Source organism: Vibrio sp. YT-19(2023) (genome assembly GCF_033337395.1).
This window is the reverse complement of sequence record NZ_JAWOQN010000500.1, coordinates 1-699: the sequence shown is the minus strand read 5'-3', so window position 1 is coordinate 699 and position 699 is coordinate 1. Positions and strand designations below refer to the sequence as shown.

General features: G+C 47.5%; 1 pseudogene. It reads right to left on the bottom strand.

From position 1 onward, the window contains the following. Positions 1-27: 27 nt before the first annotated feature. A pseudogene (locus R7E78_RS26755) lies at positions 28-699 on the bottom strand (amino acid permease); the annotation flags it as partial.

The window sequence follows — 699 nt, the reverse complement described above, 5'->3', positions numbered from 1 at the left end:
CAGAATGTTTGTCATTGAGAGTCTATGTTATACCGCTTGCGAAGCTGGCGCGGCTTCTTTTATACGCTCTTCCTGATTCAATGATTTCTCGTATTGGCTGTACTTCCACCAAGCAAAGCCAAGGAAAATCACGATACCACCAACGTTGTAGAAAATGATGGTCATGATGTCGGCCCCTGTAGGGAAGGTCGATGCTAAGAAACCAACCGTAAAGATAGCGATCAGTACCGATACAGTAGCAATGCCCATTTTGCGTGAGCCCATTCTGAAATCACGCTCGACGTGATCCAGTTTCAAGCCCAGATTCAGGGACGCCAGCATGATGAACAGCGGTGGCAGCATGGATGCCGCTGCGGTCATGTTGCTCACGGTGTTCATCAGATCTTGAGCGGTGTTAGAACCTAATGTTGGGATGATCATCAATGGGATAACGATAAGGAACTGATACCAAGCTGCGCGAGCTGGTACGCCGTTTTCGTTCAGCTCTACGGTTTTCTTACCAAAAATGCCTTCTGGAATCTCAGAGAAGAAGATTTTCACTGGCGTTGCTGTCCACATCAGTAGAGAGCCAAACATAGCGGTGAAGGATACCAAGCCTACGAAGCGGTTCATCAATATTTCTGGCAAACCAAAGTACGCAGCCAAACCTTCAAATACTTGAACCGATCCGCCCGTGTATTTTAGGGTTTCGCTAGGAAC